Raw genomic sequence first — 20,899 nt, 5'->3', positions numbered from 1 at the left:
CCGGTTTCTGGGTTTGTTACAACCAATCATCATCATCCCAATTATCCGTTTGAGAATAGCGACGGGAACGGGATACACCGCTACCACCGCCTAAACTACTACCATTATTACTACGTTGGTCATAACGGGGATAACTGCGAGTTTGAGGTTCGTAGGGGTCAACACGACGTTTTTCACCGGAAAAAGTTCGGCGAATTGAACCGAATAAATCATCTTCATCGTCCTCCGTCACAAAAGCTGAAACTTCCCGATTTAACTCATATAAAGCGTCCTGTAAATCCACACTAACTTGATCAATTCCTCGATCATCATTCCGTTCTAAACTATCTCTTAAAGAGCGAATTAAGGTTTCAATTCTTGACCGTTGACGTTGGGCAAATTGCATTCCGTAATCTAGGGCTACTTCCCTTAATTGTCGTTCAGCTTGATAAGTTAACGCTTGGGCGCGGTTGCGTTTTTCGACTTTTTCTCGTTGTAAACGGTCAACTTCTGCATATTTTTCCGCATCCTTAATCATGCGATTAACTTCATCTTGAGACAGGGTAGAAGCACCCTGAATAATTACACTTTGTTCCCGTCCAGTAGTTTTATCTAAAGCGGTAACTTGTAGAATCCCATTTGCATCAATATCAAGCGCCACTTGAACTTGTGGAACCCCCCTCGGCGCCGGGGGAATTCCGGTTAATTTAAACCGTCCTAAAGACTTATTATCAACGGCTAATTCTCGTTCTCCTTGTACGATATGAACTTCTACCAAAGTTTGGTTATTTTCAGATGTTGAAAAAATATCAGAACGCCTTACGGGAATTGTGGTATTGCGGGGAATTAATTTTTTCATCACCCCCCCAATGGTTTCTAATCCTAAAGATAAGGGAGTCACATCTAATAATAAAATATCCCGCACATCTCCAGCTAAAATTCCCGCTTGAATAGCCGCACCAACGGCCACAACTTCATCAGGATTAACCCCTTGATTCGGTTCTAAATCAATTAAACTTCTCACTAATTGTTGCACCATTGGCATTCGGGTAGAACCCCCGACTAAGATCACATCATCAATATCATTAGAGGTTAATCCAGCATCGGCTAAAGCCTGTTTTACTGGACGGCGTAACCGTTGAATTAAATCTCCACATAACCCCTCAAATTCCCCTCTAGTTAGGCGGATTTCCAAGTGTTTAGGGCCGTCTTCTGTGGCTGCAATAAAGGGTAAATTAATATCAGTAACTCCCACCCCAGAAAGCTCTATTTTGGCTTTTTCGGCGGCTTCTGTTAACCGTTGTAAAGATTGGCGATCGCGTCTTAAATCCACCGCTTCTTCTGATAGAAATTGTTCTGCTAACCAATCAACAATTTTCTGATCAAAATCCGTTCCGCCCAGTTGGGTATCCCCACAGGTAGATTTAACTTCAAATACCCCTTCCCCGACCTCTAAAATTGAGACATCAAAGGTTCCACCGCCTAAATCAAAGACTAAAATAGTCCCATAATCTTGCCGTTCCAAACCATAAGCTAAAGAAGCCGCCGTCGGTTCATTTAATATGCGTTTAACGTCTAATCCGGCAATGCGTCCGGCATCTCTGGTAGCTTGTCTTTGAGAATCATTAAAATAGGCAGGAACCGTAATTACAGCCCCGGTAATTTCTTCCCCCAAATACCGAGTCGCTTCTTCGACTAATTTTTTTAAGATCATTGCTGAAAGTTCCTCCGGGGCAAAATCCTTATTTACCCGGGGACATTTGATCCGAATATTATCGGTTTCATCCCGTCGCATCGTGTAGGGAACCCGTTTTGAGGCAGCAGTGAGATCAGAATAGCGACAACCCATCAGTCGTTTGACCCCATAAAAGGTATTTTGGGGATTCAAAACCGCTTGTCGTCTAGCCATCTGTCCCACGATGCGTTCTCCTTCTTTGGTAAACCCAACGACGGAGGGAGTGGTTCGCATCCCTTCAGAGTTAGCAATCACAACGGGTTTTCCGCCCTCCATGACCGCAACCACGGAGTTCGTTGTTCCCAAGTCAATGCCGACTACTTTGCCCATGCGTTGCTTATCTCCTTGTCTATATGGTTTCCGGCTAGATCACTCCTATTCTATCGTGTTGTAACGCATTGTAACGTCTGACCTCGGCGGTGAAACCCAAAGGGGTAATAGAATTGATACTTTCAGGTCTGAAGCCTGTTCTGATGAAAACTGATAACTGATAACTGATTTTAGCTTTCTTCCTCAGAAGATTTCCGTTTTAACGGTTTAGCAATCGGTTCTCGACGCGCCGGAGGTGGCGCCTCATCCGATGGGAATTTAGGCTTATAGGGAGAATGAGATCCAGTATTAAACTGACCTTCACCGGATGGTCTTCTGGGGCCACCTTTCGAGAACGGAGGTCGGCGTTTTTTAGTCGGAATCATGCCAATATCATGGCTTTCTTGGATGACTAAATAATCTTCTTTTAACTGAACGTGCAAATCCCAGAAATGACCGATGGCTCTCATCCCAGCAATTCCTATTAGTTTCAGTTTAAAAAACTTAGGTTTATCATTATCTTTGCGGGGAGCTTGGCGAATTTTAACAATCACATACTTTTCAACTTCTTGAGATTGATAAACAACCTCACCTCGAATAGAAAAATAGCCCTGCTGAACATTCACTAAATCACCGGTTTTATCCTCTGATACTGCTAATTGAGTTTCGGAAGTAACGGCGGTAGAATCCTCGGTTCTCAGGGTTTGGGGTTCCCAAACCCCCATAATTTGAACGTGCAGATTATCTTCTTCTTGGCGGGTACGGGGATAAACCACCCAAATATGATCTTGATCTAAGTCAATATGTTTTTTCACTAAACTCATGACTCGACCCAATAACACCGCATCAAGCAGTTTCCCTTCACTGGTTAGTAAGGTTCCCTGGGTAAACTGATCCGCAGAAGCAATATATCGGCCATGAACTAATCCAATGGCTCGATATTGACGGGCTTCGCTGGGGGGCGGAATCGGACGTTGCCAGAGTCGCTCGAAGGAGTCGAGGGCATCTGGCTCTAATTCTGCGGTTTGCTCTATTTGATCCGGTTCAGACTTGTCAAGACTCGTCTGGGGCGTATCTTCTGGGGTTTCCGGCGTTTCTGGGGTTTCTGGGGTTTCTGGCGTTTCTATAGTTACACTTTCACTTTCGTTCGGTGTATCAATGGAAACATCTTGAGACTTATGCACGGCTGGCTCACTAGCTGGAGTTGAGCTTGAAGAACGTTTGGATCGAGAGGAACGATTTGGAGAAGGACTCATAACACCTCTTAGCGGAGACACATCCCTTATGGGAGCAAGGACACGGCGAGTAAAAACCCTTTTTCTTTAAAAATTGATCCAGGGCTTTATACTAAACTTAAGTCAAGAATCAACACTATCAGGACATTTCAACATTTGCACCCTTTCTTGAGAAGGAGGCAGCAGTTGCGATCAAGATTGATACGGGTTAACTTGCTTATAACATAAGTCTGGGAGCTTGAAAACTCAGTGTCTTCAGACCTGAGAGTGTCAATGTACTGAATCCCCATCCGTATTGGATAAACCCAGGAGTTTCTACAGTTAGAGTCCATAGGAGCGTTACCGCTCCTTGATCACTCCATCCTTATTATGGATCTGACAGGACTTACGCAAACACGCCATATATTAGGATGCCAAAAGTAGGCGATCGCATACCAATGATAATAGCAATCGCCCCAAGAAGTTGTGATTATTTATTTAAAAATAAACCCAAAAGAATCAAAATTAACCTGATTTTAAATACTGCTATGACAATAACCTTTCCCACTGAACAACCCACAACAAACTTACCTGACCATACACAACTCCCCGACTCAGACGGTACATTTGTGAAAAATTTTCAAGAACATCCTCAAAGTATTTTACTCACCGATTCTATTAACCCGGTTCTGCAAAAAATTCATCCCGATGGATACTATTGTATTGGTCAAGATAGTGGGATTTATTGGCGCATAACTGACCCACCCCAACGGGGAGCAGAAGCACCAGATTGGTTTTATGTTGCTAATGTTCCCCCTAGTTTAAACGGTCAAATGCGACGTTCCTATGTGCTTTGGCAGGAATATGTTGCCCCTTTAATTATTTTAGAATTTGTCTCTGGAGATGGTTCAGAAGAACGGGATAAAACCTCTTTATGGACGGCGGAATCAGAAGGTAAAAAACCGGGTAAATTCTGGGTTTATGAGCAAGTCATTCATCCAGCATTTTATGGGATTTATGAAGTGCAAAAATCCAGTATTGAAGTGTATCATTTGGTTGAAAATCGCTTTCAACCTTTGCCAAAAAATGAACGAGGACACTATCCTATTGCTTGTCTCGGCGTTGAATTAGGAATTTGGCAAGGTGAATATCAAAATGTAGAATTGCCTTGGTTGCGCTGGTGGGATAGTGCCGGGAATTTGTTATTAACAGGAAATGAACGGGCAGAAATGGAAGCTCAACGGGCAGAAATGGAAGCTCAACGGGCAGAAATGGAAGCTCAACGGGCGGAACGTTTAGCCGCGCAATTACGAGCATTAGGAGTTACACCCGAAGATTGAGCATTTTTGTGAAAAAAACTGTAGGGGTTTACTATCTAAACCCCTGCAATACAAAAAATTATATATAAAAATAATACAAAAATTAACTACCTATAAAAAATAATTTGATATAATCAAAGTTAAGGATTTTACTGTTGTATAAAGTTTTATAAATAGTATAACCATGGCTTTAATTCCAGATTCTTCTATTGGCGCTTTAGTCGGGAATAACTCATCTGAATTAATTTCCCTATTCCCAGGACAGTTATCCAACTATCCCGGCGGGGTGTTAGGACTCGATGGGAATGATACTGTATTCGGTCTCGGTGATAATGAGTTGATTTTAGGGAACACAGGTTTTGACCAGTTATGGGGTGGGGAAGGTTCCGATACCCTATTTGGTGGTAAGGATGGGGATATCCTTGAGGGAGAAGCGGGGAATGATGTCCTGTTTGGCAACCTAGACGCCGATACTCTTTTTGGGGGCGAGGGGTTTGATAGTTTATTTGGGGGGAAAGGCGATGATGTCTTAAACGGTGAAGGGGGAAATGATACCTTATCAGGGGACTTAGGGGCTGATACCCTCACCGGAGGCATTGGTCAGGATGTGTTTTTGCTACAACAACAAGGTCAAGGACGGGACTGGATTAGGGATTTTGAACGGAATATTGATTTGATTCAACTGCCTAATAACGTCGGCGAAGTGCAAGTCCAAGCGGTAGGAAGTAATCAAACTCGCCTGGTTGTCAGTGCTACTAACGAAGAACTCGCCCTTTTGGATGGCATTGTGCCATCGGACTTACAGGCGAGTGATTTCATCGGTCAGGGATTTACTTTGAAAAAAGATAATATCTCTCCTCCTCCCTCTGACTTTGTGCAACAGGTCTTAAACTTAACTAATGATTTCCGCAGTCAAAATGGTTTACGTCCCCTAACTCTGAACACTAAGTTGAATGCAGCCGCCCAAGAACAGAGTCAAGATATGGCGCAGGAAGACTTTTTTGACCACATCGGCTTAGATGGTTCCACCCCCGCCAGCCGTGCCCAAGACCAGGGATACACTTTTTCTTTTATCGGTGAAAATATTGGGGCCGGGTATCAAACCCCCGATGAAGTGGTTCAGGGATGGATTGATAGTCCAGGACACCGGGAAAACCTACTTAACCCCAATTACGCCGAAATTGGCATTGGCTATTTCTATTTAGAAAATGATACGGGGTTTGAAAATTGGAACCACTATTGGACACAGGTATTTGGGACGTCATTGGGTAATGGGTAATGGGTAAGAGGTAATGGGTAATTCATGAATTACCCCTACTATAAATCACAGGCGCTTTAATAATATTCCCGTTTGCCAATAATAGGCTTCTTGTTTAACCGCCAAAACTTGGAAAAAGGGTTTCCATTTTTCCCGGAAAGAATTCACGTCATAGAAAACCAAAGACCGGGTATCCCGTCCTAGGGTAAACATGGCAAAATCTTGATTAATATATTCAAAATAGTTCTGAATACAGGCTTGTTTTTGTTCTGGAGGCCAGACATTATTATTAGAAAGCCATAATTCAGGAGATTCTTTGATTTTATCAAAAATATAACTTTCTTGAATTGTAATAAAAGCTAGTCCTCCGGGTTTTAAAATCCGACGCAGTTCTAACAGCCAAGCATCGGCTAAATCATCAATATGGGTGAAGACTGAACCCGCATAAATTAAATCAAAATAGCGGTCTTCAAAGGGTAAATGGGGCAGGGTTGTTCCGACAAAAAAATGAAAGGGAGGACTCATATTTTGTTGACACCAAGCAATACAATCGGCACTAATATCCATTCCCCAAATTTCACAAATATCCGATAAATCAGCTAATTCCCTAAGAATCCGTCCCGATGCACAACCAAAATCTAAAATTCGGCTTCCGGTTTTGAGGAAATATCCACACTCTCGCAATACACTTAACATGACCTGAATTTGGATTTTTCCAGAGTTGAGATAATACTCCTCATTATTATCATCAAAAACAAACCTCAAATCTTTAGGAGGAACGGGAAATTGCCATTTTCCAGTTTGGGGATTTTTGCCCAAAGAAACGGGTTTAGGTAACAGATAAGAAGGTGCTTGTCCCCATGTAGGATAATATTTTAACCAGTCAATCGGTTCGAGTTGATTTGGTGATGGGGTAGAATCAGAAATAGAAGAAATTTCGATGAGTTCATTCAATTTTTCTTGAGCCGAAATATAATCCGGTTCCAGTTTTAAAGCGGTTTCAAAACAATTAATTGCATCGGATTTTTGTTGTAAATTAAGGTAAGCTAAACCTAAGTTATAATAACATGATGCTTCCGTTGAATTTAATTCAATAGCCTGTTGGTAAACTAAAATTGCATCTTGCCATCGTTGCAATTGAATTAACCCATCTCCTAAATTTTTATAAGACCAAAAGAAATCCGATTTAATTTGATTGGCTGTGGTATAAACATCGACGGCTTCTTGCCATCTTTCTAAATTAAATAGGGAATCGGCTAAATTAATATAAGACCAAAAGAAATTAGGATCAATAGAAATCGCTGGCTGACAAATGGGAATAGCTTCTTCCCATCTTTCTAAATGAATTAATACTTTTGCTAAACTTACATACGACCAAAAAAAGTCTGGTTTTAATTCAATCGCACGGCGATAAATAGGAATTACTTCTTCCCATCGTTCTAAAGTCGTTAATATTTCTCCTAACTTCTGATAAGATCCCCAAAATTCAGGATCTAATTGAATCGCTTTTTGATAAATAGGAACGGCTTTTTCTAGTTGTTCAGTTTGGGTTAAACATTCCCCTAAACCATTATAACCCCAAAAGCAATTCGGGTCGAGTTGAATGGCTTTTTCATAGATGGGAATTGCAGCTTCCCAGCGCTGTAATTTAATTAAGGCTTCTCCTAAATTATTATAAGCCCAAAATTCATTAGGACTTAATTCAATCACTTTTTTATAAGCTGTAATCGCTTGTTCAAATTGTTGAGTTTTTAGGGAAATATTGCCAATTCTTTGATATCCTAAGAGGAATTTAGGTTCAATATTAATTAGTTTTTGGTAACAAGCGATCGCTTCGTTGAAATTCTCACTTTCTTGATATTTAATCGCCTGTTGATATAATTCAGTTATCATGGCGGCATCAGGATGAGTTGATTCAGTCATAATTAGACTATCTTCTGGATTAGATGGGGTCATATTTTCAGGTACAATTAAATTTATCTACTCTATCACTTAATCAGAAACCAGTCAATTAGATGCTTAACAGCTTATAATTGATTATCATCCTTTAAGAACCTGATCCTAAATCTTTAAAAATTCGTCAGGAAATTGGCGATCGCCCAAAAGAAGCCCTAATTTGCTAATTTGGTGTGGAAACTCACCATACGGAATATAGATTTTTTGATCCAGATAGTGCATCTTAGGGATTATTATAATGGATATTTTAAAGAGGCATAATCCCATGGTTATCAAATCTATTGGTTCTTTGAGTTTGATTTTAGGCATTCTGTTACCGACTACGGCGAGTCTAGCGAATGTTGTTTCACGGGCAAAAAATCCGGTTAGTAGCCCCCTACAAATCAGTTTACAATTTCCCCCCGCACCGAAGGGAGATGGGCCAGTGAGTACGGCTGGGGGAGGAACCCGAGGGGGTGAAAGTGAAACCCCTTCTGCCAGCGAGTGCGGCCTGGGGAATACAAAAATGACCGCCTTAGTCCCCAGTCAGAAGACCTTAACGGTTTCTGCCCATCCCACATTTTTTGTTTATGTTCCTGAATCCAAGGTAAAAACGGGTGAATTTGTTCTGATTAATCAACAGGGCAAAGAGGTTTACCAAACAGTCGTACAACTTCCTTTAAAACCAAGTATTTTGCAGATTAAACTCCCAGAAAATGTAACCTTAGAAACCGGAAGTCAATATCAATGGACTTTTTCGATTACCTGTGGAACAGAGGAACAAGAATTTATTGATACCTTAGAGGTTTCTATTCAGCGAAATGAACTCAATCCTACATTCAAAAATGAAATAGAAAAAGCTCAAAGTCCCTTAAAAAAAGCCGAACTTTATGCTAGGGAAAACCTCTGGCAAGATACCTTAATGATCATGGCTCAGATGCGAAATACTGAACCGGAATTATGGAAAGAACTTCTGACATCTATTAAGATTAATCAACAGATTGCCGAAGCTCCCTTTGCACCAGAAACAACGGTGAGTAATTCTGATCATCAATCTAAATCTACACCCTAGAAAGCTCAAGGATATATCGTAAAATAAGCTCTATGAGAGCAAAAATTAAACAATTAGCATGGGAGTGGCGTGGCGTTTGGATTACAACCCCAGTTATGGCTAGTCTTGTAATCTTGCTGCGTTTTTCTGGGATTTTACAGTCCTGGGAATGGGCAGTTTATGACCAATATATGCGTCTACGTCCCCCGGAACCTAGGGATAAAAGAATTGCGATTGTCGGGTTAGATGAAGCCGATATGAAATATATTGGCCAAGGTTATGTACCCGACCAAATTTATGCTCAATTAATCGAGAAATTAGTAGCCATGAAACCAACGGTTATTGGCTTAGACATTTATCGAGATTTACCCTTTGAACCCGGTCATAAACAGTTAATTAAAATCTTAGCAGAAACTCCCAATTTACTAGGAATTGAAAAAGTTGTAGGGGATAAATCCTTAGAATCCGTTGCCGCCCCTCCAATTTTGAAAGAAAAAAATCGAGTAGCAGCTAATGATTTAATTTTAGATGAAGATAATATTATTCGGCGGGCGTTATTACTTATTAATAATGGTCAGGGACAACCTTCCTACAGTTTGGGATTGTTTTTGGCAATGTTTTATTTAGATGCTCAAGGAATATCTCCAGAAATAGTTCCAGGAACTAATAATTGGTGGAAATTTAAAGATACTATTTTTAAACCATTGTCTAAAAATGATGGGGGCTATGTAAGGGCTGATGCTGGAGGATATCAAATATTTTTAAATTATCGGGGATATAATCGCAGTTTTGAGATTGTTTCTTTTCAGGATATTTTAACCGATAAACTTCCTAAAGATTGGGGAAAAAATCGAATTATTTTAATCGGTTCCGTAGGGGAAAGTTTCAAAGATTTAATGTCCACTCCCTATACATTATCGGCAAATCAACGCATGGCGGGGGTGGAAGTTCATGCCCATATTGCCAGTCAAATTATTAGTGCAGCCTTAGATAGTCGTCCGTTAATTAAGACGTTACCCGATACTTTAGAATGGATTTGGATATTTATTTGGTCAGCAGCAGGAGCAATTTTAACCTGGAAATTTCGGGCAACGTCTAAAGTACAATTATTAATTATTCGACAGGTTTTTATTTCAATTTTATCCACGACAATTTTACTGGGAAGTACCTATATTTTATTTATTCAAGGATGGTGGATTCCGGTGGTTCCTCCCTTTTTAGCTTTAGCGGGTTCAGCCATCGCCATTACCGCTTATATTGCCCGTTCCGCTTCGGATATTAGGAATATTTTTGGACGTTATTTGAGTGCTGAAATTGTCTCTAATTTATTAGAAAGACCCGAAGGTTTAAAACTCGGAGGAGAACGCCGAAAAATCACCATTTTAACCTCGGATTTACGCGGATTTACGGCTCTTTCAGAACGTTTACAACCTGAAGAAGTAGTTAAAATTTTAAACTTTTATTTGTCCTGTATGGCCGATGTGATTACTACCTATCAAGGAACTATTGATGAGTTTATGGGGGATGGAATTTTAGTTTTATTTGGAGCTCCTACTTTACGGGAAGATGATGTTCAACGGGCGATTGCTTGTGCGGTAGCCATGCAATTAGCTATGCAGAAGGTGAATGAACAATTAGAAAAGTGGAATTTATCTCCTTTAGACATGGGAATTGGAATTAATACGGGGGAAGTTGTGGTAGGAAATATTGGGTCAGAAAAACGCACAAAATATGGAGTTGTAGGAAGTCAAGTTAATTTGACCTATCGGATTGAATCCTATACAACTGGAGGACAAATTTTAATCTCTGAAATGACATTAAATCAAGCGGGTCGGAATTTGATTAAGATTGAAAATCAAAAATTAGTTCAGCCCAAGGGAGTCAAAAAGTCTATTACTATTTATGAAGTCGGGGGAATTTTAGGTAACTATAATCTATTTATTTCTAAACAAGAACAGCATTTTTATCCAATTCCAACTCCTATTTTATTACAATATTTTATTTTAGAAGGAAAACATATCAGCGACGGTATTTTAATGGCAAGTTTAGTGGAATTATCGGAAAAAGGAGGTTTAATTATTACGGAGGCGAATAATCATATTATTCCTGGGGCTTTAGCAAATTTAAAACTTAATATTAAATTAAAATCAGAACAATGGAGTGATGATATTTATGCAAAAGTCCTAGAAAAATCGGCGAAACCGGGAGCTTTTTATGTGGGGTTTACGGCTAAATCCCCAGAGGTGGAACAATATCTGAATCAACTTTATCAAACGATTAATGTGTTAAAAGTTGACCCCCATAGCCACCCTAGTTAATGCAGGGCTGTTTCAAACTCAAGTCAAAGATTGAAACGTATCAACGCTATTCTAAAGTTTTCTAGGCAAAAAAACTGTTCTAGGATAACTGATTTATTGCATCATCTAATAATTCCCATCCTTGAGCAACGGTTTCAATTCTGGCCAAATGATCCCGTAATTCGTGCGCCCCAGGAAACCCTTTTGCATACCAGGTTAAATGTTTTCGAGATTGATAAATTCCCCGTTCACCCTTATATTCCCACAACGCTTGGAGGTGTTCTTTTGCACATTGCAACCGTTCAATTACGGAGGGAAGGGTTTTAAATTCTCCGGTTTTCAAAAAATAGTCAATTTCTCCAACTAAAAACGGATAACCCAGAGTTCCTCGTGAACACATTACCCCATCAGCGCCCGTTTCTTGTAAACATTGAATCGCCGTTTCTACGGAAAAAATATCGCCATTGGCAATCACTGGAATCCTTAACTGTTCCTTAACCTGTCGAATCCAGTCCCATTTTGCCTGACCGTGATAACCTTGGGCGCGGGTGCGGGCGTGAATGGTGATCATTTTTGCCCCCGCATCCTGCATTCTACGGGCAAAATCTAAAATTGTGATTTCTTCATCACTCCAACCAATCCGGGTTTTTACGGTGACAGGCACATCCACGGCCGCCACCACTGACCGAATAATAGTTTCTGCCATTTCCGGTTGTCGCAATAACGAAGAACCGCCCCCATTTTTCGTAATTTTATTAACAGGACAACCCATATTAATATCAATAGTATCGGCTCCTTCTTGAACGGCTTTTTGGGCGGCTTCGGCTAAAAAATCGGGGCGACAATCGAATAATTGAATACTAATTGGGCGTTCCTTGGGGTCAACTTCCATGATTTTTGGAAGTCCCCGAACATGACAGACTTCGCTGGCGTGAACCATTTCGGTGTACATCATGGAGTCGGGGGCGTAGCGACGTACTAAGCGCCGAAAAACTAAATCTGTGACACCGGATAGGGGGGATTGGAGGACACGACTGTTGACTTCTACAGTGCCAATTTTTAGGGGTGTGGATAAACGTTGTTTCAATTCTGGGGAAAGAACAATCATGGTTAAAAGGGAACAAAGTAAGTCCGAGTATCTCTATAATAGAATGAGTTAACGGTTTAAATCATTTTGGATTTTATTATGAATTTTCCCTCAAATAATCCTGGCCCGTTTCATCAAAATGGCAACGCGAATAAATTGCACTTTCCCCAACCCGAACCGAGTGAAGTTTCTGAAGAAATTGAAGATGTTGAAGCCAAAAAACATGACCCTAGAACCTTGGAAATTATTCAACGTTCGTTTATTATTTTAACGGTGATTGGGTTGGTTTTTGGGGTGTTTATGGCGGCGGGAGTTTTGTATTTGATGCAGAAATTTAATATTACTGGTCGTCCAGCACAATTGGAACAGCCGATTAATAGATAAATCATCAGTGATTAGCATTTTTTCTCTAATTTCGGGCTAATCACTGGATTAATTTAGGATAATTAATCTCTAAAAAGACGGGATACGAGACAGAAAAGATAACATTGAAATAATAAATATAATCTTTAATAAGATTATATCGCTATTTTTATGCTAAAATTAGCACAAGCTAAATATTACAGTTAATCCAAATTTAACTCATGATTCAAACAACGCTGACCCCGTTTTCACAAAAACTCGGTTTTCCCCTCACAAAACAACCAATTACAATATTACAAATTAATTTAGGAAAACGGTGTAATCTAGCTTGTAACCATTGTCATGTCGAAGCTGGGCCAAAACGTACCGAAGAACTGAACCCTGATATTACTTCACAACTAATTGAATTAATTAATCGGTTTCCCCAAATTCAAACGGTAGATTTAACCGGAGGGGCACCAGAAATGAATTATGGATTTAAACCTTTAGTAGAAGCAGCAAGAAAAAGCAAAAAACAAGTTATTGTTAGGTCTAATTTAACCCTTTATTTTGTCCCAGGTTATGAAGATATCCCCGAATATTGTGCAGATAATCAATTAAGAATTGTTGCATCTTTGCCTTGTTATTTAGAAAATAATGTAGATAAAATGCGAGGAAAAGGAGTCTATCAGGATTCTATTCAAGCCATTCAATGGTTAAACCGTTTGGGCTATGGTAAAACACCGGAATTAATCTTAGATTTAGTTTATAACCCCGCCCTACCAACCTCCGAAAAGTTCACCTTACCGCCCGAACAATCTCAACTTGAACAAGCGTATAAAGATTATTTAAAAAAAGATTTGGATATTCATTTTAATCAACTATTAACGATTACAAATTTACCCATCGGGCGCACAAAGTCTTATTTACAGCAGAAAAAATTAGAATCTTCCTATTTAGAATTTTTAGAATCTAATTATAATCCCGAAACTGTATCTAATTTAATGTGTCGTCATCAATTATCTATTGATTATCAAGGCTATATTTATGATTGTGATTTTAACCAAATGGAAAATATTCCCGCCCGCAATGCTTCAGGAAATATCTTAACGGTAAGTGATTTATTAAATGCTAATAATTTAGATTTAATTGAAACGGTAAAAACAGCTTCCTATTGTTATGGATGTACCGCCGGATGTGGTTCTAGTTGTGGAGGATCTTTAGTTTAAAATTATAGGTGATCTTGACAAGGATCAAGCCAAATTTAACCACAAAGACACAAAGAAGATAAAGAAGTTCTCAAAACTAACCTGCTCAGGGCTATAATTTTAATACTTGGGAGAATAAAATGGGCGTTCAAGACTTATTAAAAAATCTCTTAGATTGGGTGGCAAATTTGGGCTTTTGGGGGCCAGCAGCATTTATTATTATATACAATTTAGCTACAATATTATTTGTCCCTGGTTCTCTATTAACCTTGGGTGCGGGAGTTGTTTTTGGGGTATTTTGGGGTTCAATTTATGTTTCTATTGGTTCAGTAATTGGAGCTACCTTTGCTTTTTTAATTGGACGATATTTTGCCAGGGATTGGGTTGCTAAGAAACTAGAAAATCACGAGCAATTTAAAGCTATTGATCAAGCGGTGGGTCAAGAGGGATGGAAAATTGTGGGTTTAACTCGTCTTTCTCCAATATTTCCATTTAATTTACTTAATTATGCTTTTGGACTAACGAATGTTTCTTTAAAAGATTATTTTTTAGCCTCTTGGATTGGGATGTTACCCGGTACAATTTTATATGTTTATGTGGGATCTTTAATCGGAAGTTTAGCCCAGTTAGGAATGGGAGAGCGATCGCGTACCTCGGTAGAATGGTTATTCTATGGAATGGGGTTAATCGTAACGGTAATCGTTACAATTTATATCACTAAAATTGCCCAAAATGCTCTAAATCAAAAAATTAAATAGGTGGAAAATTCCACCTATTTTTACTTAGATTAATTAGGCTTCTGGGGGTGTAGATTCCACTTCAGTATTGACTGTTTTTGCTGTTGTTTCCAGTTGAGAAGCAATATCCGATTTAATCGAACGTTTATACAATTTTCCGGCATACTCATCTAAAGTTTCCGTTAACTTATCTACCCAAGTATGCTCAACCAAGGCAATAATAGCTGAACTTCCCGGGGTTAAAGATTCAGAAAGTTCTTTCAGATCTTCTTGAGGAAATCCCAAATCAATAAAATGAGTAATTAAGGCTCCAACTCCCGCCCCACCTGCGGTTAAAGCAATTACTCCTAATGCTCCAATCGGGTTGAATAGGGCAATTAATCCCGCCGTAATTCCGCCAATAATTGCTCCACCTTTAGCATCGGTATCTCCGGTTTCACTAATGGCAACTTTCCCTTTTTCATTCTTGACCATAACCGCAGCATTGACAATAGAAATAATCCCTTTTATTTGCAATTCCTTGAGTTCTTTTAGAACTTCTTTGGCTTTTTCTTGCTCAGGGTAAGCAACAACAACTAAAGTTGTTAAATCTTCCGAATAAGTCATGTTTTATTCCTCAAAATTTATGGTTTACACAAATTAGGTCTATACGGATCGCAATCCTAATTCCCTCCACCTTACCACAACCCCAATAACAAAGTCGATTAAAACCATGATAAATTAACAAAAGGAGTTGTGATATTTCATTGTAAACAAAAAGACCAAACTTTAACGGTTAAGGATTTTTATTCTATGAGCTTGAGCGTGATTTTGTTACTGATAGCGGGTTTAGTCTTACTGGTTTTGGGCGCGGAACTATTAGTCCGTGGAGCTTCAACCATTGCTTCAATTTTGGGAATTCCTTCCTTACTTGTGGGACTAACAATTGTTGCTTACGGAACCAGTTCTCCAGAAATGTCAGTTAGTATTCAATCAGCTTTTGCAGGTCAAGCGGATATCGCCTTGGGAAATGTTGTCGGTAGTAATATTTTTAATGTGTTAATCATATTAGGAATTTCGGCTTTAATTGCTCCTTTAATGGTAGCTAATCAGTTAATTCGGTTAGATGTTCCGATTATGATTGGGGTGTCTGTTTTGACCTTAATGTTTGGCAGTGATGGTACAATTAGTCGGGTTGATGGAACGATTTTATTTATTGGGGCAATTGTTTATACTCTGTTTTTAATTTATGAAGCCAAGAAACAAAAAAATGATGAATCAAACGAAGATGAATCCGGGAGTAAGATTGAAAATACTCCGAAAAACTGGATCATTAATATTGGCTTAATTATTGTCGGATTAGTCTTGCTTGTTCAGGGGTCTAATTGGTTGGTTGAAAGTTCAATTTCTATCGCTAGAGCTATTGGAGTCAGTGAATTAGTCATCGGATTAACTATTGTAGCCGCAGGAACTTCCCTGCCAGAATTAGCCAGTTCTGTTGTGGCTACGATTAAAGGAGAACGGGATATTGCTGTGGGTAATGTCATCGGTAGCAATATTTTTAATATCCTGGCAGTTTTAGGACTCTCCTCTGCTGTTTCCCCAGCCGGAATCAATGTTTCTACTGCGGCTTTAAATTTTGATATTCCAGTTATGATTGCAGTGGCAATTTCCTGTTTCCCGATTTTTTATACGGGCAAATCTATTGACCGTTGGGAAGGTATACTTTTCTTAGCCTATTATTTTGCCTACGCTACCTATTTAATTCTCGATTCTTCAAAACATTCTCAACTTCCCATGTTTAATTTGGTGATGATCGGTTTTGTAATTCCAATTACAATTATTACTTTAATTGTCACCACAGTCCGCAGCTATCAAACCAAACGCAAACGTTTAAACTCTTAAGCATACCTAACTCCCCTTTTCTGCTAGGGGAGAGATTATTATCTGTAAACAAATAAAACAGCCTGATTATTGGATCTTAACTTAAGAAGATAAAGACGCGCTAGAGCACGTCTTTACAACAGAATTAATTCCCTAAACAAATCCCCATACTTTGGGCCGTTTCTACTAAAATATCATCAGCATTAACAGCCCGATATTGAGCGATCGCATCCAAAATCGGAATACTCGATACATTCCGATCTCGCCAAACGACAACCCGATCATAATTCTCCTCAAGAATCAAATCCACCGCCGCCACTCCAAAAGCAGAAGCAATAATCCGATCAATTGGTGAAGGAGTTCCCCCCCGTTGAATATGACCGAGAACAGTAACTCGCGTTTCTGCGCCACTGCGATCGCAAATTTCATCGGCCAGATATTGTCCAATGCCCCCTAAACGAGCTTGTCCCATACGATTAATCATCGTCACAGGTTCTCCCGTTTCCGTTTTAACCGCCTCTGCAACAACGACTAAACAATAGTTTTTCCCTTGTTTTTGTCGTTCTGCAATATGCTGACAAATGCTATCCAAACTGTAGGGAAGTTCAGGAATTAAAATAATATCTGCACCGCCAGCAATTCCCGCATGGAGGGCAATATGTCCCGCATCTCGGCCCATGACTTCTAAAATCATCACGCGGCTATGACTAGCGGCGGTAAAATGCAGGCGATCTAAAGCCTCAGTAGCGATATCAACGGCGGTACTAAACCCAATAGATAAATCCGTGCTACCCACGTCATTATCAATGGTTTTAGGAATCCCAATTAAGTTCATATTTCCCTGTTGGGCAATGCGTCGCAAAATCGCTAAACTGCCATCTCCACCGATACCAATTAAAGCATTCAGTCCTAAGAGATTATAGCCTTCGATAATCTCCTCGGAGCGATCCAACAAACTTCCATCCGGCATCGGAAAGGCAAAGGGATCACCCTTATTGGTGGTTCCCAAAATTGTCCCCCCGGCGGTGAGAATATTATCAACTTTATCAATAGTCAGAGGAACACTGTTCACAGGACGAGTCATTAACCCTTGGGTGGCTTCTCGAATACCGAAGACTTCCCACCCCAAGATTCCTGCCGCCCGATAAACCACAGCCCGAATTGCTGCGTTTAAACCTGCACAGTCCCCCCCACTGGTTAAAATACCAATGCGTTTGTGTTCTACCATGTTTGGCGAATTCTGGATTTACAGATGCAAATTTTAGATTACATCCGATTGGCAAATGATTGACAAATCTTTGCTCATCTTTAATATTTTAATCAGGAATCGGCAGGCAGAATAACCGGATATACGCGGATCAATCTGCTGAAATCATGGCTTCAATGGGAATCTGGATATCTGGAAATGCTAGGGGTGTAACTTCACCTTCTGTTAAGGTGATTTTGGAGCCATATTCGCTATCCCTGGGATCACGATAAATAATTAGTTCCCGGCGCTGTAGGTTAACTAACCAATATTCGGAGATTCCCGCTTCCGCGTAGATCCGGTATTTCACAGTAGAGTCTTTTTCTAAGCTGGAGTTGGAGTATTCTATCACCCAGAAAATATTCTCAGGATAGGGATGATGACTGAGATATTCCCGCCCCAAACGTTCCACAATGGCGATATCAGGTTCGGGTTCGGAGTCGTTAGCAAGGGTAATGGGTTTAGCGTGACGAACTAGGGCCCGATTTCCCAGTAAACGGCTAAGATAATCACCTGCTTCAGTGCTGAAATAGGCGTGGGGTTCTCCTTCTGGGGACATTTGAACAATTTCTCCATGCAGTAGTTCAACGGGGCGCTCGTCGAGTAGACCCATTTCAACGATGCGGTGATAGTCGTCCAGTTTCCATTTTGCGATCGATATAGTCATCTTCATCAACAATTAGGAGTGGGTATTTATAAGATAGCTGATTAGGGTGCGATCACTTGATCGAGCAACCTAACAGCAATGGATAACTTTTTTTTGCCTTTGAGTAAAACTTTTGTTCAATCCTCTGCAACAAGATTATTATACTCTCTGAGCACGGACTATCGGATCTAACAATCACTAACCGCGCCGACCAAATTCGAGCAGAAGATGGGACAATTTTACCAGAGCAAATTCGCTCAATATCTCTTTTAATAATAGCAAGGATGCAGAGACGCCCATCGAATTCACGTTATTTTAGCAACGTGCAAGAAACTAAGTTTCTGTGAGTAGTTTTGGGGTTAAGAGAAGTTGAATAAATTTGCTTCATGAACTCCCAAGGATACTTTCTGGTATAATGTCTAACTAAAGTTAACCTATGTACATGAATATAAATATACTAGCATGAACAAGAGCCAAGAAATTCAGAGCATTATTGGCCAACGTCAGCCCCTCGCCAAAAAGCTGACAGATATTGAAACGGGGTTATCATCGCTTTATGCTTCGCTCCAGCGATTAGAACAAGAGCGAGATCGCCAGCTTCTGCATTGGTCAGGAGATGAAGCCACCAAGTCTAAACTCCAAACACTGGATTTTGCCAGTTTTGAGGAAAACATCAGGGAACACTTGACATCACTGGGTAGACTCCAGGGGAGATTTTCTCGTAAAACCCTAAATATTGGGGTAATTGGTCGGATGGGACAAGGCAAAAGCACCCTGTTGCAGAGTTTGAGTGGACTAAAAAATGAGGTGATTCCGGCAATGCAAGGGAAAGCTTGCACCGCAGCGCGAAGCACCATTTCTCATAAAGCTGGGAATTTGACTACCGCAGAAATTCAATTTCACGATCACGAATCTTTTTTAATCGAGATAATCACTCCCTATTATAAGAAACTCGGACTCACCCCAGTTCCCAATTCTTTTGAAGCGTTTGCCCATAGAGCCATTCCCAATTTACCCACTGACGCGGATCAAACTGACATTAATATTTATAACCGTCTGAAAGATGATTATCACAGCAACGGGAAAAAATATCAAGAACACTTGGGGCGTGGTTATTTAACAATTCAAGATCAGTCAGATATTTCTAATTATGTGGCATCAAAATATAATCAGGACTATCAACTGATTAACCATGAATGTTTGGCGGTGAAGCACGTTAAAATCTCTTGTGCTTTTCCGGTTGATGAAATTGGCGCGATCGCTTTAGTAGATGTCCCCGGTTTAGGGGATTTTCGCTTAGGAGATGAGAGTTTAGTCATTGAAGCCCTAGCTCAAGAAGTGGATTTTATTCTATTTATTCGCAAGCCGTCCAAAGACCGGGCAAACTTCGAGCAAAGCGACACAAAATTATATGATTTGGCGAATAAAGCTTTAAACAATTTGCCTTCTCGGTCTATTTTTGTCCTCAATGCTGATCGCAATGGCGAAAATCGGGAAAGTTGCCGTTCTCTGAAACGAGATATTGATTCGGAAACGGTGAAAATGCCCGTCTTGGATTGGGTGATTGCTGATTGTTCTTCTCCAGAAGATGCCAATAACAAAGTGCTTCAGGCAGTTCTGGATAATCTGCGATCAAATGTCACTCAACTAGATCGGAATTACACTCAACAAAAAATTACCGATTTGCAAGCCAGTCTCACTGATTTAAAGCAGCAATTGCAATTAGCACAGGGAATCCTACCACATATCGATCAGAATGAAATAGAGGCTCAATATGATGATTTATTTGATGAGTTTTGGAACACGATCACTAATGAAATGACGGCCTTAATAGACAAACTAATTGAAACTCGTGAAAACCCCGATGAAAACCTGAAAAACCAAATTAAGGCAGTGTTGCAAGACTGTCGGCAAAATGTCGAGATGCCCACGCTTGAACAAGTGAAGAAACGCCGAAATAAATTACAATCTTACGCCAGCACTTACAGTGAATATTTGATAGAAATGAGAACGAGTCTATCCCTGAAATTCCTAGATATGGATAAAGGATTGAAAGAAACCATTGAAGGGACAAAAGCAGAAGTGGCTAAGGTTTTAGTGGAAAAATGTGATTTAGGAGGTCTGGCAAATGTTGGTGGGGCAGACTTTCTGGTGGAAGTTGCCAGTCAAATTCCCTCTAAATATACGGAACTGAAAAAAGGGTTTGATATTTTATCAGAATTTAATCTGTCTTATCGCGGATTAATTCAGCATCGGATTCGCTTGCAATTAGATCCGTTAACCCCGGATAAAACCGCAGGCTTGAAAACGGAAGGGGCGAATGCTCAAGATGTTTTAGACCACTTAAACGAACTGTACCAAGAAACCATTTACAATTGTGAAAATGCTTTAAATGGATTTTTATCAGAACCGAGTCAAGCATCATTTGCCATTGTGGAAGAATTTGCCGATCGCGTCCTCCGGGCAAAAAGCGCAAGGAAGGAGTGGAAAAGATTTTTGGGCCCAAAGCGGCATCAGATTTGGGATGAGTTTGAAAAACTGCAAAAGCAAATTGATGCCAGTCAAGAATGGTCAAGACTTTTAAAGTCGGTTTCTCGTCATATCGATGACTTAGAAGGGTCTTTAAAGAATTTGTAGAACCATCAAAAAACCAAAGTAACGTTGTGAGGATCG

The 20,899-nt window shown here is 40.0% G+C and carries 16 protein-coding genes; 9 read left to right on the top strand and 7 right to left on the bottom strand.

What is annotated here, in order from left to right; genetic code table 11:
• Positions 1-16: 16 nt before the first annotated feature.
• Positions 17-2,044 carry a molecular chaperone DnaK gene (gene dnaK / locus NMG88_RS17355; protein WP_027250142.1) on the bottom strand — a complete coding sequence of 676 codons (2,028 nt, stop codon included), beginning with the start codon at positions 2,042-2,044 and terminating at the stop codon, positions 17-19.
• 170 nt (positions 2,045-2,214) lie between these two features.
• Positions 2,215-3,279 carry a hypothetical protein gene (locus tag NMG88_RS17350; protein ID WP_227365772.1) on the bottom strand — a complete coding sequence of 355 codons (1,065 nt, stop codon included), beginning with the start codon at positions 3,277-3,279 and terminating at the stop codon, positions 2,215-2,217.
• A 506-nt stretch (positions 3,280-3,785) separates the two neighbouring features.
• Between NMG88_RS17350 and NMG88_RS17345 the strand changes: the two genes are divergently transcribed.
• Together NMG88_RS17345 and NMG88_RS17340 are read left to right on the top strand one after the other, a co-directional pair.
• On the top strand, positions 3,786-4,577 hold the full coding sequence (locus tag NMG88_RS17345) for a Uma2 family endonuclease (protein ID WP_227365771.1): 792 nt from the start codon (positions 3,786-3,788) through the stop codon (positions 4,575-4,577).
• A gap of 163 nt (positions 4,578-4,740) precedes the next feature.
• Positions 4,741-5,835 (top strand): CAP domain-containing protein, encoded by a 1,095-nt coding sequence (locus NMG88_RS17340; protein WP_227350499.1) that lies wholly within the window; start codon positions 4,741-4,743, stop codon positions 5,833-5,835.
• Positions 5,836-5,880: 45 nt separating this feature from the next.
• On the opposite strand, the gene NMG88_RS17335 is transcribed toward NMG88_RS17340, so the two are convergent.
• Positions 5,881-7,770 carry a tetratricopeptide repeat protein gene (locus tag NMG88_RS17335; protein WP_254030223.1) on the bottom strand — a complete coding sequence of 630 codons (1,890 nt, stop codon included), beginning with the start codon at positions 7,768-7,770 and terminating at the stop codon, positions 5,881-5,883.
• Positions 7,771-8,035: 265 nt separating this feature from the next.
• Here NMG88_RS17335 and NMG88_RS17330 point away from each other — a divergent pair, with 265 nt between their 5' ends.
• Both NMG88_RS17330 and NMG88_RS17325 read left to right on the top strand, forming a co-directional pair.
• On the top strand, positions 8,036-8,821 hold the full coding sequence (locus tag NMG88_RS17330) for a DUF928 domain-containing protein (protein WP_254035655.1): 786 nt from the start codon (positions 8,036-8,038) through the stop codon (positions 8,819-8,821).
• A gap of 32 nt (positions 8,822-8,853) precedes the next feature.
• Positions 8,854-11,118, top strand: coding sequence for a CHASE2 domain-containing protein (locus NMG88_RS17325; RefSeq protein ID WP_254035654.1), 2,265 nt, complete (start codon positions 8,854-8,856; stop codon positions 11,116-11,118).
• A 79-nt stretch (positions 11,119-11,197) separates the two neighbouring features.
• Here the strand turns inward: NMG88_RS17325 and dusB are convergent, their stop codons facing one another.
• The gene (dusB, locus tag NMG88_RS17320; protein WP_026795872.1) at positions 11,198-12,205 is read right to left on the bottom strand and encodes a tRNA dihydrouridine synthase DusB; all 1,008 of its coding nucleotides are present in this window, start codon (positions 12,203-12,205) and stop codon (positions 11,198-11,200) included.
• A gap of 78 nt (positions 12,206-12,283) precedes the next feature.
• Here dusB and NMG88_RS17315 point away from each other — a divergent pair, with 78 nt between their 5' ends.
• The 3 genes from NMG88_RS17315 (at position 12,284) to NMG88_RS17305 (ending at position 14,492) form a co-directional block, all read left to right on the top strand.
• Positions 12,284-12,568: a hypothetical protein gene (locus NMG88_RS17315; protein WP_042153848.1), complete on the top strand. Its 285-nt coding sequence runs from the start codon at positions 12,284-12,286 to the stop codon at positions 12,566-12,568.
• Positions 12,569-12,768: 200 nt separating this feature from the next.
• Complete coding sequence (arsS, locus tag NMG88_RS17310; RefSeq protein WP_042153849.1) at positions 12,769-13,755, top strand: arsenosugar biosynthesis radical SAM (seleno)protein ArsS; 987 nt, start codon at positions 12,769-12,771, stop codon at positions 13,753-13,755.
• A gap of 119 nt (positions 13,756-13,874) precedes the next feature.
• Positions 13,875-14,492 carry a TVP38/TMEM64 family protein gene (locus NMG88_RS17305; RefSeq protein ID WP_036833210.1) on the top strand — a complete coding sequence of 206 codons (618 nt, stop codon included), beginning with the start codon at positions 13,875-13,877 and terminating at the stop codon, positions 14,490-14,492.
• A 33-nt stretch (positions 14,493-14,525) separates the two neighbouring features.
• Here the strand turns inward: NMG88_RS17305 and NMG88_RS17300 are convergent, their stop codons facing one another.
• On the bottom strand, positions 14,526-15,077 hold the full coding sequence (locus NMG88_RS17300; RefSeq protein WP_026795877.1) for a DUF1269 domain-containing protein: 552 nt from the start codon (positions 15,075-15,077) through the stop codon (positions 14,526-14,528).
• A 186-nt stretch (positions 15,078-15,263) separates the two neighbouring features.
• Between NMG88_RS17300 and NMG88_RS17295 the strand changes: the two genes are divergently transcribed.
• Positions 15,264-16,355: a calcium/sodium antiporter gene (locus NMG88_RS17295; protein WP_026795878.1), complete on the top strand. Its 1,092-nt coding sequence runs from the start codon at positions 15,264-15,266 to the stop codon at positions 16,353-16,355.
• Positions 16,356-16,479: 124 nt separating this feature from the next.
• On the opposite strand, the gene NMG88_RS17290 is transcribed toward NMG88_RS17295, so the two are convergent.
• Together NMG88_RS17290 and NMG88_RS17285 are read right to left on the bottom strand one after the other, a co-directional pair.
• Positions 16,480-17,562, bottom strand: coding sequence for an ATP-dependent 6-phosphofructokinase (locus NMG88_RS17290; RefSeq protein WP_027250148.1), 1,083 nt, complete (start codon positions 17,560-17,562; stop codon positions 16,480-16,482).
• 130 nt (positions 17,563-17,692) lie between these two features.
• The gene (locus NMG88_RS17285; protein WP_227365763.1) at positions 17,693-18,247 is read right to left on the bottom strand and encodes a Uma2 family endonuclease; all 555 of its coding nucleotides are present in this window, start codon (positions 18,245-18,247) and stop codon (positions 17,693-17,695) included.
• A gap of 441 nt (positions 18,248-18,688) precedes the next feature.
• On the opposite strand from NMG88_RS17285, the gene NMG88_RS17280 reads away from it, so the two are divergent.
• Positions 18,689-20,863 (top strand): dynamin family protein, encoded by a 2,175-nt coding sequence (locus NMG88_RS17280; protein WP_227397756.1) that lies wholly within the window; start codon positions 18,689-18,691, stop codon positions 20,861-20,863.
• The last annotated feature ends 36 nt before the right edge of the window (positions 20,864-20,899 follow it).

Source organism: Planktothrix agardhii (genome assembly GCF_904830935.1).
Taxonomy (GTDB): Bacteria; Cyanobacteriota; Cyanobacteriia; order Cyanobacteriales; family Microcoleaceae; genus Planktothrix; species Planktothrix agardhii.
The sequence above is the reverse complement of the archived record's forward strand: the minus strand, read 5'-3'. Positions and strand labels throughout refer to the sequence as shown.

Bases quoted from the DNA above. Each gene is read 5' to 3' on its own strand.
- dnaK (WP_027250142.1), bottom strand. From the start codon at position 2,044: ATGGGCAAAGTAGTCGGCATTGACTTGGGAACAACGAACTCCGTGGTT.
- NMG88_RS17350 (WP_227365772.1), bottom strand. From the start codon at position 3,279: ATGAGTCCTTCTCCAAATCGTTCCTCTCGATCCAAACGTTCTTCAAGC.
- NMG88_RS17345 (WP_227365771.1), top strand. From the start codon at position 3,786: ATGACAATAACCTTTCCCACTGAACAACCCACAACAAACTTACCTGAC.
- NMG88_RS17340 (WP_227350499.1), top strand. From the start codon at position 4,741: ATGGCTTTAATTCCAGATTCTTCTATTGGCGCTTTAGTCGGGAATAAC.
- NMG88_RS17335 (WP_254030223.1), bottom strand. From the start codon at position 7,770: ATGACCCCATCTAATCCAGAAGATAGTCTAATTATGACTGAATCAACT.
- NMG88_RS17330 (WP_254035655.1), top strand. From the start codon at position 8,036: ATGGTTATCAAATCTATTGGTTCTTTGAGTTTGATTTTAGGCATTCTG.
- NMG88_RS17325 (WP_254035654.1), top strand. From the start codon at position 8,854: ATGAGAGCAAAAATTAAACAATTAGCATGGGAGTGGCGTGGCGTTTGG.
- dusB (WP_026795872.1), bottom strand. From the start codon at position 12,205: ATGATTGTTCTTTCCCCAGAATTGAAACAACGTTTATCCACACCCCTA.
- NMG88_RS17315 (WP_042153848.1), top strand. From the start codon at position 12,284: ATGAATTTTCCCTCAAATAATCCTGGCCCGTTTCATCAAAATGGCAAC.
- arsS (WP_042153849.1), top strand. From the start codon at position 12,769: ATGATTCAAACAACGCTGACCCCGTTTTCACAAAAACTCGGTTTTCCC.
- NMG88_RS17305 (WP_036833210.1), top strand. From the start codon at position 13,875: ATGGGCGTTCAAGACTTATTAAAAAATCTCTTAGATTGGGTGGCAAAT.
- NMG88_RS17300 (WP_026795877.1), bottom strand. From the start codon at position 15,077: ATGACTTATTCGGAAGATTTAACAACTTTAGTTGTTGTTGCTTACCCT.
- NMG88_RS17295 (WP_026795878.1), top strand. From the start codon at position 15,264: ATGAGCTTGAGCGTGATTTTGTTACTGATAGCGGGTTTAGTCTTACTG.
- NMG88_RS17290 (WP_027250148.1), bottom strand. From the start codon at position 17,562: ATGGTAGAACACAAACGCATTGGTATTTTAACCAGTGGGGGGGACTGT.
- NMG88_RS17285 (WP_227365763.1), bottom strand. From the start codon at position 18,247: ATGACTATATCGATCGCAAAATGGAAACTGGACGACTATCACCGCATC.
- NMG88_RS17280 (WP_227397756.1), top strand. From the start codon at position 18,689: ATGAACAAGAGCCAAGAAATTCAGAGCATTATTGGCCAACGTCAGCCC.